Origin of the sequence: Prevotella sp. P5-64 (genome assembly GCF_002251285.1) — a bacterium.
Taxonomy (GTDB): Bacteria; Bacteroidota; Bacteroidia; order Bacteroidales; family Bacteroidaceae; genus Prevotella.
Genome location: NZ_NPJK01000063.1, coordinates 37,409 through 54,518 on the forward strand (window position 1 = coordinate 37,409; position 17,110 = coordinate 54,518).

9 protein-coding genes, 1 tRNA gene and 1 riboswitch are annotated in these 17,110 nt (G+C 52.9%); of the genes, 3 read left to right on the top strand and 7 right to left on the bottom strand.

All coding sequences use genetic code 11. The features are described 5' to 3' along the window. Positions 1–72: transfer RNA gene (locus tag CIK87_RS11240), tRNA-Arg, on the bottom strand. Between the two features lie 106 nt (positions 73–178). Here CIK87_RS11240 and CIK87_RS11245 point away from each other — a divergent pair. Together CIK87_RS11245 and CIK87_RS11250 are read left to right on the top strand one after the other, a co-directional pair. Further along, the gene (locus tag CIK87_RS11245; RefSeq protein ID WP_094387245.1) at positions 179–2,665 is read left to right on the top strand and encodes a TonB-dependent receptor domain-containing protein; all 2,487 of its coding nucleotides are present in this window, start codon (positions 179–181) and stop codon (positions 2,663–2,665) included. 174 nt (positions 2,666–2,839) lie between these two features. Then, the gene (locus CIK87_RS11250; RefSeq protein WP_094387246.1) at positions 2,840–3,613 is read left to right on the top strand and encodes a glycoside hydrolase family 16 protein; all 774 of its coding nucleotides are present in this window, start codon (positions 2,840–2,842) and stop codon (positions 3,611–3,613) included. Between the two features lie 243 nt (positions 3,614–3,856). Here the strand turns inward: CIK87_RS11250 and CIK87_RS11255 are convergent, their stop codons facing one another. Beyond that, on the bottom strand, positions 3,857–7,429 hold the full coding sequence (locus CIK87_RS11255) for a tetratricopeptide repeat protein (RefSeq protein WP_094387247.1): 3,573 nt from the start codon (positions 7,427–7,429) through the stop codon (positions 3,857–3,859). Between the two features lie 499 nt (positions 7,430–7,928). Further along, positions 7,929–8,030, top strand: a riboswitch (SAM-I-IV-variant riboswitch). Here CIK87_RS11255 and CIK87_RS11265 point away from each other — a divergent pair. Further along, entirely contained in the window at positions 8,030–8,719 is a 690-nt protein-coding gene (locus CIK87_RS11265) for an N-formylglutamate amidohydrolase (RefSeq protein ID WP_158216247.1), read from the top strand. It overlaps the preceding riboswitch by 1 nt. Before the next feature lie 71 nt (positions 8,720–8,790). On the opposite strand, the gene CIK87_RS11270 is transcribed toward CIK87_RS11265, so the two are convergent. The 5 genes from CIK87_RS11270 to CIK87_RS11285 all read right to left on the bottom strand — a co-directional run bounded on the left by CIK87_RS11270 (position 8,791) and on the right by CIK87_RS11285 (position 16,898). Continuing rightward, positions 8,791–11,013, bottom strand: coding sequence for a hypothetical protein (locus CIK87_RS11270; protein ID WP_094387250.1), 2,223 nt, complete (start codon positions 11,011–11,013; stop codon positions 8,791–8,793). After that, positions 11,014–11,148, bottom strand: coding sequence for a hypothetical protein (locus CIK87_RS14760; protein ID WP_256387323.1), 135 nt, complete (start codon positions 11,146–11,148; stop codon positions 11,014–11,016). Between the two features lie 279 nt (positions 11,149–11,427). Next, a complete protein-coding gene (locus CIK87_RS11275) occupies positions 11,428–14,220 on the bottom strand; it encodes a hypothetical protein (protein WP_094387251.1) in 2,793 nt (930 codons plus the stop codon). Positions 14,221–14,227: 7 nt separating this feature from the next. Further along, entirely contained in the window at positions 14,228–16,312 is a 2,085-nt protein-coding gene (locus tag CIK87_RS11280) for a carboxypeptidase-like regulatory domain-containing protein (RefSeq protein WP_094387252.1), read from the bottom strand. A gap of 43 nt (positions 16,313–16,355) precedes the next feature. Further along, a complete protein-coding gene (locus tag CIK87_RS11285) occupies positions 16,356–16,898 on the bottom strand; it encodes a DUF3575 domain-containing protein (protein ID WP_022310368.1) in 543 nt (180 codons plus the stop codon). Positions 16,899–17,110 lie beyond the last annotated feature (212 nt).

Here is a 17,110-nt window from a genome sequence, read left to right on the forward strand (position 1 = left end):
TAGTCCCGCCGAGAATCGAACTCGGATCAAAGGTTTAGGAAACCTCCGTTCTATCCATTTAACTACGGGACCAACGCAACTGCAAAGGTAAGCATATTAATCAAAATATAAGAAAAAATATCGATTTTTCTTTTGGCGCGTTAAACCATTGGTACGCCAAATGCATCAAATAGATTGTATGAAACGACTATACATATTATTATTGTTCGCCCTCGCCACGATGACCATCATGGCGCAGGGAGTGATGAAGGGCCGCATACTGGACAAGGCCCACAGCACCCCACTCGAATTTGTCAACATTCTGGTGGTAGCCCAGAGCGACACTACCAAAATCATAGGCAGCGCCATATCCGACGCCGACGGCAAGTTTGCCGTGCGCAACCTGAAGGAAGGCAAGTACGTGGCACAGCTGTCATACCTGGGCTACAAGTCGATAAGGCGCACATTTGCCATCACGGCTGCCGCGCCCACCGTGTCGTATGCCGTGCTCTACATGGCTGAAGACGCCCACATGCTCAAGGAAGTAAAGGTGACGGGGCAGCGCGCCACGATGAAACTGGAGGTAGACCGCAAGTCGTTTGACGTGAGCCAGCTGGTATCCAATTCGGGCCAGGCTGCCTCAGACGTGCTGGACAACATCCCCTCGGTCGAAGTAGACAACGACGGCAATATCTCGCTGCGCGGCAATGAGAGCGTAGAGGTGTGGATAAACGGCAAGGCCAGCGGTCTGACCAGCGACAACCGCGCGCAGATATTGCAGCAGTTGCCCGCAGAGAGCATCGAGCGCATAGAAATCATCGACAACCCCTCGGCCAAATTCTCGGCTGAAGGTTCGGCGGGTATCATCAACATCGTGCTGAAGAAAGACCGCAAGGCAGGCTACTACGGTTCGGTAGAGGCGGGTGCCGACACCCGCGGCGGCGCTACGACGAGCTTCAACATCAATATGAACAGCGGCAAGCTGGACGCTTATCTCAACGTGGGCTACCGCCACCGCAAGAACCGCGGACACAGCCAGAGCGAGCAGTATTTCCCCCAGACCTCGCAGTATCAGCGCTATGCCGCCGACAACGACCGCATGGGCAACGGCATCTTCTCGCGGGCTGGCATCACGTGGCACGCCACCAAGAAAGACGACATCTCTCTGAGTGGTATGATTATGGACGGACGCCACAAGAACTGGTCGCTCACGCCCTACCAGTATGGCACTACAGGCAGCAGTACCCCCGACCGCATCATGACCCGACGCACATCGGGCATAGGCAATATGGATATGCTCTACGGAGAGTTCAACTACCGCCACAACTTCACCGACAAGCACTATCTGGACTTTGTGGTGGGACTGAGCAAGTGGAAGAGCGATGATGACAATGTGTATCAGGACTCTACCGACTATATCACAGGCGATATGCCTACCGTGTATAACTACCAGTATCGCCCCATGCACATCAACAACCGCCGCTGGACGGTGAAGCTCGACTATGAGAACCCCATCAGCGAGCACGCCAAGATACAGGCGGGATATGAGGGCAACTTCTCTGAAGAGAACACGCCGCAGGAGTCGTGGGCCGACCAGAGCTGGAACGGACTCAACGCCAGCGAAGACCGCGCCTTCTACAACCGCTTCATCTACGACATGGACCTGCACGCCGTATACCTCACCGCCCAATACCAGCTTGGCAAGCTGGGCGTGATGGGTGGTCTGCGCGGCGAATACTGGCACGTGAACACGGAGAGCTATACCTGGGAGCAGGAGCGCGACCCGTCGAAGCGCGACAAGGCCTTTGACAAGGACTACTTCCAGCTCTTCCCCAGTATCTTCATGAGCTATCAGCTGACAGACAACGACCAGCTGCAGCTCAACTACACGCGTCGTTTGCGCCGTCCTTGGGGCGGACAGCTCAACTCGTTCCGCGACACGCGCGACGCCACCTCCATCTCGTTCGGTAACCCCGAGCTTACGCCTGAGTTCTCCAACTCGTTCTCGTTCAACTATCTGCGCACCTGGACCGAGCACTCGCTGCTGGTAAGCGCCTACTACCGACCGACGACCGATGTGATGCAGCGCGTCAACTGGCACGACGCCGCCACTGGCATCATGTACCAGACCACCAAGAACGTGGCTAAGAGCCAGAGCGAGGGTATCGAGGCGACGCTGAAGAATAAGTTGTTCCGCATACTGGACCTCACCACCAACATCAACGCCTACTACTACAAGCTCAACGGATTCAGCTACGTGATAGACGACCAGACCATCACCGGCGAGGGCAATTCCAGCTTCACATGGAACGCGCGTATGCAGGCAAGCCTCATCCTGCCCTACGACATCTCGGTACAGCTCGGCGGACGCTATCGTTCGCGCCAGGTCATCACCCAGGGTTACCGCAAGGGCAACTACAATGTAGACTTCGGAGTGCGCAAGAACTTCATGAACCGCAAGTTTACCGTGTCGCTCAACTGTCGCGATGTGTTCAACACACGCAAGTGGGAGACATTCACATCGAGCGAGTCGTTCACCCGCCATCAGATCAACAAGTGGGGCGGTCGCAAGGTCAACCTCACGGTGACCTACAACTTCGGCAACACCAAGAAGAAGCCGCAGCGCCAGCAGGGTATGGACGGCATGAATCCCTCAGAACAGTATTCGGGCGGGGAGGAAATGTAACAAGACACATTCTTTTATAAATAAGCGTTAATTAGGTTAGAAAGGGCTTGACTCCAGGCGTGGAGCTCCAGGCCCTTTCATTGTTGTGGGCCATCGGGGAACAGATAAATGGCGGCAAAAGGCGGTAGAAGAATTAAATGTTATACCTTTGTAGCTGTCTAAACAAAACCTATTATGAAGATTACTACAACCATCGCCGCACTGCTGTTATGCACTGCCGCACTCGCATCAACGCCACACAAGTACCGGCTCGTATGGCAAGACCATTTTGACGGTATCACCTATGACAACCTCTCGTGGTCGAAGATTCCACGTGGCAATGCCGACTGGAAACGCCACATGTCGGACGCCGACTCGCTCTACGCCGTGCACGACGGCAGACTGGTGCTGCGTGGCGCCGTCAACACCCATCGCGACGCCGACACAGCCCGCTATGTCACTGGCGGACTCTACACCAAGCACAAGCGTACCATCAGGCACGGCAAGGTAGAAGTACGCGCAAAGTTTGGCAGCGCACAGGGAGCCTGGCCCGCAATATGGATGCTGCCCGATGCTGAGATAAAATGGCCCGAAGGCGGAGAGATAGACATCATGGAGCATCTCAACCACGACACCATCGCCTATCAGACCATACACACATACTACACCCACGTGCTCAAGAAAGACCAGAATCCGCCCCACGGCTCGACGCTGCCCATAGACCGCGACGGCTTCAACACCTATGCGGTGGAGATACTGCCCGACTCCATCATCCTGTCTATCAATGGCAAGACATCGCTGGTCTACCCCAGGATAGAGACCACCGACAAGGGCCAGTTCCCATTCGGTACGCCCTATTACCTGCTCATAGACATGCAGATAGAGGGCTCGTGGGTAGGCAAGGCCGACCCCAAGCAGCTGCCCGTAGAGATGGAGATAGACTGGGTGAAGTTCTACGAGTTGGAGTGAGGTGCCCCGACTCACTGATTGAGCAGAGAGCGGCAGTATCGTTGCCGTCAGTAAACTACAACGCGAAGATACAAACAGCCCGAAGACCGGCAAGACCAGACTTCGGGCTTTGTCTTTGGCCATACTTGGTGACTGCCGCAGGATATATACCATTTGCGCCACCCTATACAGCGTGACGCAAAACGGATAATAGCCACTTAATGGTTTGCAGACACTTACTTCCAAAGTTGTGATGCCGCGTGGCTATTCTATACCCAAGCGTTCACGTATCGCCGCTGCAGCGTTATACATCTCTTCGCTTTCCGCGAGCCGTTGGGTTTCATTGTACAGAATAGCCAAGTTGTTATATGAACGAGCCAAGGCCGGCCCATATACCTGCAGATCATCCTCTGCCAAGTGTTCCCGTATGGCGATTGCCGACTTGTACATCGCTTCGCTTTCATCGTAACGCTGGGTATCGCGATATAGAATGGCCAAGTTGTAATATGACTCAGCCAAGGCCGGCTCGTATGCTTGTGGATTTACCTTTGCCAAACGTTCATATATCGCCAATGCCGACTTGTACATCGTTTCGCTTTCATGATAACGCCGGATATAGTAATACAGAACAGCCATGTTGTGATATGTATCTGCCAAGTCCGACTCGTATACCTGAGGATTTACCTTTGCCAAGCGTTCACGTATCGCCAATGCCGACTTGTACATCGTTTCACTTTCATCGTAAAACTTGGCCTTTTTATATAGAGCAGCCAGGTCGTAATATGAATCCGCCAAGTCCGGCTCATATACCTGTGGATTTGCCTTTGCCAGACGTTTACGTATCGCTATTGCTGACCTGTACATTGCTTCGCTTACAAGGAAACACTGGAGCTGTTTATTTAGAGCAGCCAGGTTATGATATATATCAGCCAAGTCCGGCTCGTATGTCTGCGGTTTTGCCTTTGCCAAGCGTTCATATATCGCTATTGCTGACCTGTACATCGCTTCGCTTTTATGAAACCGTTGGGTCTTGTAATACAGAACGGCCAGGTTGTTATACGAATTCGCCAAGTCCGGCTCGTATGTATGTGGATTTGCCTTTGCCAAGCGTTCACGTATAGCTATTGCCGACTTGTACATCGCTTCGCTTTCATCGTAACGTTGGGTATTGTAATATAGAACGGCCATATTGTTATACGAATCAGCCAAGTCCGGCTCGTATGCCTGAGGATTTTCCTTTGCCAAGCGTTCACGTATAGCCAATGCCGACTTGTACACCGCTTCGCTTTCATCGTAACGCTGGGTATTGTAATATAGAACGGCCATATTGTTATACGAATCAGCCAAGTCCGGCTCGTATGCCTGAGGATTTTCCTTTGCCAAGCGTTCACGTATAGCCAATGCCGACTTGTACACTGCTTCGCTTTCATCGTAACGCTGGGTATTGTAATATAGAACGGCCATATTGTTATACGAATCAGCCAAGTCCGGCTCGTATGCCTGAGGATTTGCCTTCGCCAAGCGTTCATATATCGTCAATGCCGACTTGTGCATAGATTCGCTTTCCTGGAACCGCTGCGTATCGCTATATAAAAGTGCCAGGTTGTTATATGAATCAGCCAAGGCCGGCTCGTATGCCTGCGGACTTGCCTTTGCCAAGCGTTCACGTATAGCTATTGCCGCTTTGTGCATAGCTTCACTTTCCTCGAACCGCTGGGTATTGCTATATAGAATGGCCAAGTTGTTATATGAAGCTGCCAAGTCCGGCTCGTATGCCGGCGGATTGGCTTTTGCCAAACGTTCACGTATCGCCAATGCCGACTTGTACATCGCCTCGCTTTCCTGGAATCGCTGGGTATCGCTATATAGACTACCCAAGTTATTATATGAACGAGCCAAGTCCGGCTCGTATGCCTGCGGACTTGCCTTTGCCAAGCGTTCACGTATAGCCAATGCCGACTTGTACATCGCTTCGCTTTCCTGGAACCGTTGAGTATCTCTATATAGACTTGCCAAGCTGGCATACGAACGAGCCAAGGCTGGCTCGTATGCTTGTGGATTTACCTTTGCCAAACGTTCACGTATCGCCAATGCCGACCTGTATACCGCTTCGCTTTCCTTGATGCGTTGAGTATCGAGATATAGGCTTGCCAAGTTGTTATATGATATAGCCAAATCTGGCTCGTATGCCTGAGGATTTACCTTTGCCAAGCGTTCACGTATGTCTATTGCCGACTTGTACTTCGCTTCGCTTTCATCGTAACGCTGAGTATCGCAATATAAAACAGCCAAGTTGTTATATGAACCTGCCAAGGCCGGCTCGTATGCCTGAGGATTTTCCTTTGCCAAACGTTCACGTATAGCCAATGCCGACTTGTACATCGCTTCGCTTTCCTGAAACCGTTGGGTGGCGCCATATAGAACTGCCAAGTTGTTATATGATTGTGCTAAGTTTGATGCATACTCCTGTGGATTTTCCTTTGCCAGACGTTCGCGTATCACCAATACCGCTAAGTAGATCTCTTCGCTTTCTTGGAACCGTTGGGTCTTGTAATATAGATTAGCCAAGTTGTTATACGAACGAGCCAAGTCTGACTCATACATCTCGGGGTGGTCGCGACACAACTCTGCCCTGATAGACACACTCTCTTCGATATATGCTTCGCACTTGGAGAATTGGTTATTAGCAGACAAAAAACAGTAATAATCATTCAACTGGCCAGCAAGCTCTGCCTTGGGCAAATGTTTACGCGTCAGTTCTATCGCCCGTTCGTAGGCATTGCAGGCGAGTGAGAATCTATCGGCATTGTCTAAGTCCAGCATCAAGGCTTTGGCTCGCAGGATGTATTCTTCGACCTGCGCTTGGATGGTCTGTATACCTTTTTCTATCAGATCATTGCCGCTCTGCACCAGTTGACGGCCTCGGGCTATCTCCAGTTCTGCCTGCTTGGCTTCAGAAACCATGTCTTCCTCGTTGAGGACATTGATGACACCCTTGATGTTGCCCTGCTCAAACATCTCGATGGCAAGACGCTTGCGTTCGCTCATGGGGCTATTGCTGCTGATTGACTTGTTTACCAGGCAGGCCATGTCAAGCAACTGCTTCTCCATATTGATGATTTGCTCATGACATTTCTGTCGGTCTATGATCTTTTCTCTGAGCAGATCGTGGGTGTCGTCTATTCCCAATGCGCGCAGTTGGGTGATGTCCTTGTCGAGCTGGGCATATTTCTCCTTCAGATTGCAGTACTCGGGATTGGCTGCCGCAAAAGGCAGATTGGTATAATCGGCTATCTTGATGCCCTGCAGCGTGACATTGCCCTCTTCCACCTTCAACTGGCTGCTGTCGCCTGCAGACAGCCCCATGTCAGGTATGAGACGCTCAAGCTGCATGACAAAATGGAGATTCATGCTGTCATCACAGGCATAGTTGCACCAATAATGGCCAATGCTCTTGAAGAGTTCGTCCTTGAACGCCTTGAGTTCGTCGGTTTCGACCTCACCTTCTACAAGAGCACGTATATAAACGAAGGTCTTGGGATGACTGTGATTGGTTCGGTATTCATCCAGAGCCTGTTCAAACTCCTCGACGGTATACTGTCCAGCCTCTTTATGGAACATACAGATGCACATATCGCAGGAGCGTACGGTCTTATTGTAGACATCCTGCGTCCTTTCACCTGTGCAATAAGCGGGGAAGTCCTCCCATCTGCGGCATTTGATGCGGATACCCCGTGGCTCGTATATGTCGTCAAGTTTGGCTATCAAAGCCTGGAAACTATTGCGGTCGTAATTCAACTCATTGCTCGAGGCAAGAAAAACGGTAATAGTCTTCATGTATCAATTCCTGTTTAGTCGATGTAAATATAGGTGGTAGACGATTATGATGTCGGCGGAAACCACCGTAAGGCATATATGCTTACTGTCAGCAGCCTACGGTCGGCAAACGCCGACGACAAAGATAGCGATATTTTCTATATTGCGGCTGAAATCGGCAAAGAAATTGACGCGCGCATGACAAATTTCATCAGAACGGGCCATTCTGGGCACAAATGGCGACACGAAATAGCCGATTAAAAGGCTGAAACAATGGTTGCAGATATGTATTCGCATAATTCATGGTTTGATTATCAGAAATAGACGCATCAGGAGCAGGTATGTGTATGCCTCAGAAATATGCGTTCTACGATAATGAGTTTATGGGTAGACGATGCAGGTGCGAAATGCCTGCGGGCGGCTGGTCAATGGATTGCTCACGATACGAAAGCAAGCAGTTTCAACAAATTCTTCGATTTATTTGCTGTGCAATGGATATTAATTTGTATCTTTGCAACAGATATAGCATCTGCAGAGTTACCCTTTGGGTACGCCAACCGAGCTGTCAGCCACGGTGGTCCAGTTTGGATGCGAATTGTAGAACAATTAAAACTGACAAAGATGTACGAACACATTGTACTGAATGAGCCGCACGCCTCTATGGAGGGTCTGTATGACGCGGAAAAGAGTTTCTGGAATCTCGATGCCGATTTCCTGAACAATGTAGTAATCAAGTGGACCGACTGGCATACGGACTATCTCTTCCACGGATTGCAGGATAGCCGCATTAGGAATGTGCGCTTTCCCTACTCCCGATTCATCGTTGACGCCGAGAGACTCTGGAACGACCCCATGGAAAGCATCGGGCAAGGTATCGTCTACAAAGAGTTTGAAGATTATAGGCGCAACATTCCCTCTGACCAGGAACGGCATCTCCTGAATCTGTGGCACTGGCATCAAGAGCGCCTCAGCCATGCGCTGCAAGAAGGCGCGCTGCTTCTCGATTGTCATTCATTCCCTGATGACTTGAGCGATGTAGAAATCTGTATCGGCTACAACGAAGACTGGTCGAAGCCATCTCATGAAGTTATAGATATGGCTGTCAACCATTTTATGGACAGGGGGTACAAGGTGGGCGTAAACTACCCATACAGCAACTCGGAGACTCCCGATTGCGACTTCGGCTATCACTCACTGATGCTGGAGGTAAACAAGAAAACGTATCTCAAACCTGGCTCCATCCTCCTGCAAGACGATGGCCTGAGAGATGACATTACTGCCTTCCAGCAACGACTGCTGACGGGCAGTTGACAAAAGAACAGCCGCCTCTGTCATTGTGACAAAGGCGGCTGTATCTTTAGTGAGTATTGGCGGTAATGAGGTTACATCAGGATGCTCTTCAACACACCCAACCCTTTCTTCAAGCCACCGCTCTTCTTCTGAGATTTGGTGCTGGCGTTCTTCGCCTTTTGCTTGGTGTTAGAGAAGCTGGAGCCGCGCCAGCGCACGGGGTGCAGATACTTAGATTCGAAATAGAGGTGCTGACCAGTATATTTGTCTTTCACCTCGGTAGAGCCGTTGTAGCCCTTCATGCGATATACCCACACTCGCTCGTAGAAACCTAATGTAGAATTGGTGACACCGGTGTTGTGGGGCATCGTGGAGAGGGCATCGTGACTCGTATAGGTGGTAATGTAAGCTACATTGTCGCTATCCGACACCGTCTGCGCCCAACCTGTGTGCTGTGCCATGGTGGCACGTTCGGCCGTAGCCAGCGCCAGCTCTATAGAGCAAGGGGCGTTGGGTGCCAGGGTGGTCTTGGTTACAGGGTCGACAAGCTCCAGCGCCTCCATAAACGCCATGGGCTCCTTGGCCCACTCCTTGAGCTGAGGGCTGTCGGTATAGGCAGTGAGGTTGGAGTTGTAGTCGGTATAGGTATACTTGGAGTTCTGCTCAATATAGCGCAGGGCACGATAGATGAGGGTTGCCATCTCCTGACGTGTCATGGAAGCCGACATATCGGGAGTGCCATCGGCGATGTCGGCAAAGAGGTTCAACTTGCCTTCATCGGCGTTCTTCTCGGTCATCTCCTTGATGAGCCTCAGGGCTATCGATGCCACCTGCTGGCGTGTGGCAGTAACGGTATAGTCGTTGCCCAAGAGTTGCTCGTCAATGAGGTTGTCGCAGAGGGCACGGTTGACCTCGTCCTCTGCCCATACGCTCTTCTTCACGGTGCTGCGGACGGGCAGCGTGAACATATCGGGCTGAGGGGTAGTAGCCAGTTTGGCATTGTCTTCGCGCATATTCAGCTGGGCCTCCATGTGCTTACGGAACAGGGGCAGCGTGCCTCCAAAGCCTGCAGCACGACGATGCTTCTCGGTAAGATGGCGCTGCTCATAGTTGGACGACATGCCGCACCATATACAGCTCTTCCAGTAGACATGCTCGCCAGCGGCATTGGTGCCCACATAGGCTTGGTCGGTGGCAAGGTTGGCCTTGAAGTAATGGACGCCAGGAATGTAAGTCTTTTCGTCTTCTGGCTTAAGGAACATGAAGGTGTGATGGGGATTACGCTCGCACTGGCCGCAGATGCTGCAGGAATAATACACCTTAGGGGCTTGCGTACAGGTGTAATGCTGCATTATACGGTCGGCGGTGAATAACCTCGACACAAAGTTGTGCTTGGTGCATGGATTCTTGGTAGCCTTGAGTCCGGCCTTCTGGGCGTCGGCCACATTGCCCGTATAGGTTCTCACGGTGTAGGGCGGAAACTTGGCATGCTTCGCCATGAGCGCTTTTACAGCTTCGCCCTGCTTGGCAGGCACACACAGCGTGGCATCGCCCGCAAGAAACATGGTGCTGTGGCTTTGGTAATAATAGCTATCGGGCCAAATAGGGTTCTTCATACCCTCGTTGAGGACGCGCATAAACGTCACGGCATTGACTTTGTCGCTGAGCCACACCTCCTTGAGATTGTAATAACCAGACTGATACAGGCTCAGTGCACTGGCGAACTCCTTGTAGACAGCCTCGTCGCCAGTGTCTACAATGACCTTGGTAAGGAAGACACGGTTGGGGCCCTCAAACTCAGGCAGAGGGTCGTGGGTCTCGGTAATGGTGACCACATCGTGGGGATGGAAGGAGCCACAGCAGGCGTCGGCCGTCGCTGTGGAATAAATGTTATGGCTGGCACGACTTTTCTTCTTGTTGGCGATGTAATCTCCAAACAGGTTTTCCTTCTCCAGGTTGCCGCCTTTGCCGCCAGGCACGGTGAACACAACGCTGAAACTGGGGTAATAAGGGCCACTGATATTCACGCGGGCGGGGGCGCCGTTGACGGTAATCTTAATCATGGTGTCGTCTACATAATAGTCGCCGTCGCGCATCTGGTACTTGAGGGTGTAAGGGCCCTTGGTGTCGAGCATCACCTTGATTGATGCCCTGTAGGAGTAGCCGGCCTTAAACTTGGGGTGGGAAGGGTCTTTGGTGTCAAACTCGCCTTCCCAAATAATGTTCATGATTGAGGCGATGCCCTGCTGGACCAGGTCGCCATAAGAGGTCTTGGCGGCGGTGAGTTTGAGTTCTTCGCCCTCCTGCAAAGTCATTCAGGCTTGGGGCACCGGGATGGTGAGGTCGAGAGAGGTTATCACCTTGTTGCCGGCAGCCTTCATGGTCGAAGGAAGCAGCGAAAGCACAGCGATGAGTAGGGTCAGGAAGTGTTTCATGTTCGCTTTGTACATTTGGTTAGAAAATCAGTTAATGTGCAACACTATGGTTAATGATATCTTTAGGATGATTGAGTAACTACCTGTAATCGGGAGTCAGTGTCCAGTCGAAGAAGCCTCTTATGCCTGTGTTGCGTAGACAAACAAGAGCATTTCTACCACTGACGCAGCAAATTTACGAATTAATTCCGACAAAACAACTCCTTCGGGGAAATAATTTTCATCGATATAAACACAAACTCCGCAATACACACGATGATGTATTGCGGAGTCTATATTGGGGATGATAATCTATCAGAAGCTAATCTTGGTGCCGAGGCTCAACTTGGCCATCGCCTCGACGGGATAGGAGTTGTGGGAGCGCTCGATGGTCTTGCCGAAGGCTGCCACCGATGGCTCGAGATATATCTCAACCTGTGGGGCGACACGCACACCAGCCTGGACGGCTGCCTGGAGACCGGGGGCGTAGGTGGGACCATGACCCGAACGGGTGGCGACATTCATCGAAGCACCGAGGAGGGTGGTAAGCTGGAACACATCGTTCTCGGTCGACTCGCCAGTGATGGCGCTCTTGACGTTGAGCATATATCCAGCCTGCAGAGAGTGGATGCTCTGGTTGTGCTCGCCACGGCGCTGGGCGGTGAGGTTGCTCAGGCGCACATAGGCACCATTGGTCTGGTCGAGCCAGCGACCATAACCCAAGTCGGCATTGAAGGTGAACTTGTTGCGGTAAGGACTCACCTCGCGGAACGAGCCCGAATAGGTACCGACACCCAGTCCGGCCATCACGACATTGCTATGGGCGGGAGCGCCGTGGTTGTCGCGTTTGCTCTGATGCCGGTTCATGCTGTAGTCGAGACCCAGCAGCAGCTGAGGCATCACGCGCTGACTCTGGCTGTTCCATCGGCTGGACATCTGGTAAGACAACTGGGGCTCGACAACCACTCTCACGGCGTCGGAGACGCGCAGCGACATCTGTGTACCCACATGCACATCAGGAGCGAAGCAGGTACGTCCATCGCCGAAATCAACTCCAGCATTGGCTCCCACAAATCCATTGAAACTGAGCACACGGTCGGGGTCGTAGCCATAGGTCTGGGCAGTGAAGTCGGTCATCCAGTCGAGTCCGAAACCCACCTGACCCTGTCGGCTATTGTGGATGGCGCGCTGGATGTAGCCCTGGAGATTGGCACGCCATGCCGAGGTATTGGAATACCAGTGGGTATAGCTCAGTCGGCCGATGGGGCTGTAGGCACGGGCGGTGCGCAGGTCGCCGAGATGATTGGTCACGCCGCCAGCTATCATGATAGAGGTGCGGCGGTTGTCGCCATCAGCCTTCTTGTAGCTGTCGGGCATATCGAGATTGAACTGCACGCCAGCCTGGATGCCGGCGATGAGGTCGAGTTTGGCAAAGCTGAGTGTACTGGGCAGGAGGTTGTCGCCATAGCCCTGCAGACGAGGCTCGATGAAGAAACCCATCAAGCGGTTGGGACGCCAGGTGGCGCGGAGCGAAGCATTGAGACCCATGAAGAGACTGGTCTTGCCCTCACGACGAAGGACATTGGCACCCAAGCCGCCGACGACATCAAACTTGCGGTCGGCACGATAGCCATAGAGCGCATTGGTGAGGTTGAGCAGATAGTCGGCTCCCGCAGAGACATGCTTGTAACGGTTGCGGTCGTTGACATCGTACTGGGTCTGAGCCAGCTGACCCCACAGACGCATACCATGGAGCGGACTGAACCACTTGCCCACAGCCACATAGAGCGACGGACGGAGATAATCGCCGGGATGCTTGAGGGAAGAGGCCATGACGGGGAGATTGAGTCCGATACCAGTCTCGACAAACATATGGTCGTGCCAGGCTTGTTGAGTGAAGGTGTCATCGTCGCGCAGCGCACGGCGGTCGTGATAAGTATAGACGAGACCGGCAAGCACTGAGCCCATCACATCGCGCTGATTGAAGGAGTTGGCATAGGGTGCGTAGCTGTTGCCATAGAAGTCGACACGGGGCTCAACGACAAAGTCGATATCGCGACTCAACCGGACATTGGCCTGCAAACCACCGCCATAGCCGAAAGCATGACCATGGATACCAGGATAGACCGAAGTGTAGTTGTAGCTCACACCAGCAAGGGCGTTGACCCAGAACCTGCGGTCGGGATTGTAGCCACCGAAGGCGTTGTGCATATTGAGCATATAGTCAAGTCCGGCGCCGATGGCCTTGACCTTGTTATGGTATTTCTGGTCGAAGTAGCTGCCGTTGACATTGAGGCGCAGACCATTGGTGTGGCCAAACCACTTGCCAAGAGTACCGGCAAGACGCAGACCGCCATAGTCGCTCCAGTTGCTGGGGTCTGAGCTGAGCAGCGCAGTAGGACCGCCCATCACACCGATGAAGATATTGTCAGCCCAGCCCACATGTCCCTTGTCTTCGGTATAACTGAGGCGATGCTGGGGCAGACGATAGCCCAAACCAGCCGAAAGCGAAGCCACGGGGCGGTAGCCATGCCAGGTTGCACCCTGAGCCACGTCGTCGTCCATAATCGCGACGCGGGGCTCTATATATAAATAGGTAAAGGGAGAGAGGGCTGCCTGACCGCGCAGACCGATATGGACGTCGAGTCCGCGGGCGCTGATACCCTCCTGGCGTGAATAGTGGTAACCCAATCCGGCGATACCATAGAGCTCAAAGGTGCGGGGCTGGTAGTCATTGCCATACTGCGACAGGGCGGTGAGATTGAGCAGATAGTCCAGGCCACCTCCCACATACTTGGTTCTGAAGCCATCGGGCTTGAATATACCGCCATCGAAATGGAGGCGCATTCCATGCTCGGGGGTAAACCAGTCGCCAATATTCAGTTCGCCCAAGCCGTTGGTGGTGATACCACCGGGACCCATGGCACTTATGCCCAAACCGGCATCGACAAACAGATGGTCGAAGAGTGTCTTGTCCTTATACGTTTTGCTTACGCGGGGACGCTGCAGCATATGGTCGAGTGCGCTGCCGGGCACCTGACCTGCGGCCGTCAGGGCAACGGCACACAGCGCGAGCCACAGCATGTTGATTCTCTTTATCTTGTTCATAGTGGTGTTATTGCTCGTTTGGTTGGTTCTTCTTATCTAACAGCAGGTCGTTCACATCGCCATCGACATGGGCTATCTTCTCCAGCGAGGGATCCATCTCCAGTGCCTTTTTCAGTGCCTTATACGCATCAACGGGGTCATCGAGACGGTTCAGGCAGATGGCGCGTAGATAGTGGGTCAGCGCTTCGTCCTCGGGCAGAGTCTTGCTGAGTTCCGAAGCCTCCTTGTTGCGCTTCATGGCAAGCAGCATGATGAGCTCGTTGCGCTTGCCGGTCTGGGCCACGGTGTTGAAGTTGTCTTCATAGCGGCCGTTGAGCACAGCGTTGACGGCGAGGAGCAGATGCGACTGTTCGTTGTCGGCCACGAAGTCTGCCACCGAGTCAGCCTGACTGTAGAGTCCGGCGTTGAGCAGAGCTATCATCTGGTTGGTATTGACCACCTGTGGTGCACTGCGTCCCACAAAGCGGCGCAGGATGTCGGGGTCAGAGGCCTGACGGTTGATGAGCAGGGCTTCGAGGTCGTTGGCGGCAGCCATAAACGAGGGATACATCTCGAGCGACTGGCGCAGTATCTTCTCGCGCTTGTTGCGGTCGGTCTCATTGCGGTAGAGCTTGAAGAACTCGAAACGCGACAGCTGCTTGTAGTCTTTCTCGTACAGCTCGGCTATCTCCTCGAGAGTGAGCTGACGGAAGATGGAGTAGTTCATCACGTAACCTACCTTACGCAACTGGGGCAGATACTTGCCTTCAAGCAGACGGCCGAAGAAGGGCAGCTTGCGGATGGCGCGACCTTGCTGGTCGATGTTGCCATAGCGTTTGACGATCTGCTCTACCTGGGCAGCCTCGTCATAGAGACTGTCGGCGCGCATCAGCTTGACCACATCGATCCAGGGGGCCACAGCAGCCTTGGACTTGAACTGCATATCGCGGCGCAGTTCCTCGGGAACCAGCTGGCGCAGATAGTTGACCGCAAAGTCCATACGACGCTGGGCGAGGGTGAGGTTATAGTTGTAGCGGCCGTCGGGCGACGATGTACCTTCCATAGAGAGGGCTTGCAGCGTGGCGTCCTTGGTGCCGGCTATCTGCTGTATCTGCTGGCGCATCTTCTCCACCTCTGCCGCGTTCTGCGGGTCGTTGGTGTCAAAGACGCTCTTGCCGATGGGGAATCTCAGATTGACCTCGCCACGGCTGTCACGCAACTGCATCTCGGGCTTGGGGATGTAGGCAGAGTCGTTCATCTCTCCGGCGGCAAACGAATAGTCAAGCCAGCGCAGGGGGTTCACCGTGCCACGGGCTATGATGGTGGTGTCGCGGTAGAGTATGCGGTTATAGTTCTCGATAGCCATATAGACATCGCAGGAGAACTCGTCCTTGACATGCTCCACATAGATGGAGTCCGAATAGCCTATGATGTCATTGGTGCGGTTCTTCTCTCTCATCGCCTTGCTCTTCACGGTGACATGGCGTGCCAGAGGGTCGCCGGCTACACTGTCGTTCATATTGAAGCCATACATGCGGTCTTGGGTGGTGTTATATCCCTTGGCGTCATAGACCAGCGGACGCATCAGCTTCAGCTCACCGCGGGTAACGTCGTTGAGGATGGGCTGCACCACGAGTCGTGTGTCGTGCGAGAACATCTCGCGAGGCACTCTCACGCGGGTTCTCACGTGGAAGTAGTTGCCCTTCACCTCGATATCGGTGGGCTCGGGCGTTATCTTGCCCTTGATGATTTTGGCGGCAACCACCACCTCACCCAGGGAGATGTTCTCTTCTTCCATCTCGACTTCCATAAACTTATGGTTCTTCACCTTGACATTCACGCTCTTGGCACCTACCATACTGAACTTGAGAGTAGTGCCCAGGTGTACGTTGAAGGCGAAACGGCCGTCTACATCGGTGGCGGCATAGGCGCGCTTCACATGGGCATCGGTGATATTGACGCCTATCAGGGGTTCCTTGTCCGACTTCGATACCACCCTACCGGTGATACGTATCGTCTCTTGTGCTGAGGCCACCGTCACGAGGGCCAACGACAGAACGAGTGCAGACAACCAACGCTGCGCCAGCGTCCGCAAACTTGTAGTACGAGTCATAATTGTTATGAAATGTCTGTTGTTGATAATGGGGATGTTATCCTTACTTCAGAATGTATACAAAGGAGACGCCTGCCTTGAGCGGCGCAGCCATCCAGCGGGTATTATTCGCTTTTTCAGGCTCGGCCTGACCCTTCTCCACATTATAATATTTCTCCTTGCGATGCAGGAAACCGGCACCGGCGGTGAGTTCGAGACTCCAACGCTTGCCCAACACAAAGCTGTAGCCGTAGGTGAGACCCACGCCTAATGCGTCACCGTCATGATGACACTGCTTGTGGGTCAGGTCATAGTCGGCAGCCACTCCCATCAGACCGATGAAATGGCCAGCTTGCGGACGGGCACTCAGCCAATAGCGCATTTCGGGCGTGAAGGCATAGCCCTTGACCTTGTAGTCCTTGATGTTCATAAAACTGGTCATCGCCTCCATGTTGAGGGTGAGATGACGATTCATTCTGAACTCCATTCCTATATTCGGAGTCTCGGCAGCCCAGTACAGGGCATTGGTCTTGAGATTGATGCGTTGGGCACTGACGCTTAGTGTCAGGCAAACGGCCAAGACAAGCAACGTGATTACTCTCTTCATCCTAAGCTAATAGTTTTCTCCTATTGATAATTGACGTTATGACAACCATAGGATGTCTTTCTGCGTCAATGGTTTAATTATCCGTGCCAAAATACTGCTTTTTCGTCTAATTTCATCTACAAAGAGGGCATTATGGTCATCAGTAAGACAATTTTTAACTAAAATCGCCCGCCTGCCGTCTGTTTCCGTGATTTTCGATGCCCGATTTGCGA